Source organism: Nocardia sp. NPDC050713 (assembly GCF_040654315.1).
GTDB lineage: Bacteria > Actinomycetota > Actinomycetes > Mycobacteriales > Mycobacteriaceae > Nocardia.
The window spans coordinates 1-1,802 of record NZ_JBFAHS010000042.1 but is presented as its reverse complement, the minus strand read 5'-3'; the positions used below and the strand labels follow the sequence as shown (position 1 = coordinate 1,802).

The 1,802-nt window shown below is 55.9% G+C and carries 1 rRNA gene; it reads right to left on the bottom strand.

What is annotated here, in order from left to right:
- Positions 1 to 49 precede the first annotated feature (49 nt).
- Positions 50 to 1,802, bottom strand: a 23S ribosomal RNA gene (locus AB0H49_RS34385); the annotation flags it as partial.

The window sequence follows — 1,802 nt, the reverse complement described above, 5'->3', positions numbered from 1 at the left end:
GTGTCTGTGTGTTGTTTCAGATACCGCACAGTGGACGCGTAGCTTCTTTGTTGGTAAGTCCTCGGCCGATTAGTACCAGTCACCTCCACACGTTACCGTGCTTCCAGTTCTGGCCTATCAACCCCATGGTCTGTGGGGGGCCTTACCCCCTCGAGGGGGTGAGAAACCTCATCTTGGAACAGGCTTCCCGCTTAGATGCTTTCAGCGGTTATCCCTTCCGAACGTAGCTAACCAGCGGTGCCCTTGGCAGGACAACTGGCACACCAGAGGTTCGTCCGTCCCGGTCCTCTCGTACTAGGGACAGCCTTCCTCAAGTTTCTGACGCGCGCGGCGGATAGAGACCGAACTGTCTCACGACGTTCTAAACCCAGCTCGCGTGCCGCTTTAATGGGCGAACAGCCCAACCCTTGGGACCTACTCCAGCCCCAGGATGCGACGAGCCGACATCGAGGTGCCAAACCATCCCGTCGATATGGACTCTTGGGGAAGATCAGCCTGTTATCCCCGGGGTACCTTTTATCCGTTGAGCGACACCGCTTCCACTTGCCGGTGCCGGATCACTAGTCCCGACTTTCGTCCCTGCTCGACATGTCTGTCTCACAGTCAAGCTCCCTTGTGCACTTGCACTCGACACCTGATTGCCAACCAGGCTGAGGGAACCTTTGGGCGCCTCCGTTACATTTTAGGAGGCAACCGCCCCAGTTAAACTACCCACCAGGCACTGTCCCTGAACCAGATCATGGTCCGAGGTTAGAGGTCCAATACGATCAGAGTGGTATTTCAACGACGACTCCACACACACTGGCGTGCATGTCTCACAGTCTCCCACCTATCCTACACAAACCGTACCGAACACCAATACCAAGCTATAGTGAAGGTCCCGGGGTCTTTTCGTCCTGCCGCGCGTAACGAGCATCTTTACTCGTAATGCAATTTCGCCGAGTCTGTGGTTGAGACAGCAGAGAAGTCGTTACGCCATTCGTGCAGGTCGGAACTTACCCGACAAGGAATTTCGCTACCTTAGGATGGTTATAGTTACCACCGCCGTTTACCGGGGCTTAAATTCTCAGCTTCGCGGAACAAGTCCGCTAACCGGTCCTCTTAACCTTCCGGCACCGGGCAGGCGTCAGTCCGTATACATCGTCTTACGACTTCGCACGGACCTGTGTTTTTAGTAAACAGTCGCTTCTCTCTGGTCTCTGCGACCACCACCAGCTCAGACCGCAAGGGCCGTCACCAGCGTTGGTCCCCCTTCTCCCGAAGTTACGGGGGCATTTTGCCGAGTTCCTTAACCACAGTTCTCTCGATCGCCTCAGTATTCTCTACCTGACCACCTGTGTCGGTTTGGGGTACGGGCCGTGTACCAACTCACTAGAGGCTTTTCTCGGCAGCATAGGATCACTGAATTCGCCTCAATCGGCTACGCATCACCTCTCAGGCACATGTTGTGCGGATTTGCCTACACAACGCCCTACAGGCTTACACCAGTACAACCACTGACTGGCCCAGCTACCTTCCTGCGTCACCCCATCGCTTGACTACTACAGCCAGGGTCCCATGCAGCCCCATCACGTTCCCCGAAGGGAATCGATCCGGTTTTGGATGGTTAGCACAACTGCCTCGCCATTGGGCGCGGATACACGGGTACGGGAATATCAACCCGTTGTCCATCGACTACGCCTGTCGGCCTCGCCTTAGGTCCCGACTCACCCTGGGCGGATTAACCTGGCCCAGGAACCCTTGGTCATTCGGCGGACGAGTTTCTCACTCGTCTTTCGCTACTCATGCCTGCATTCTCACTC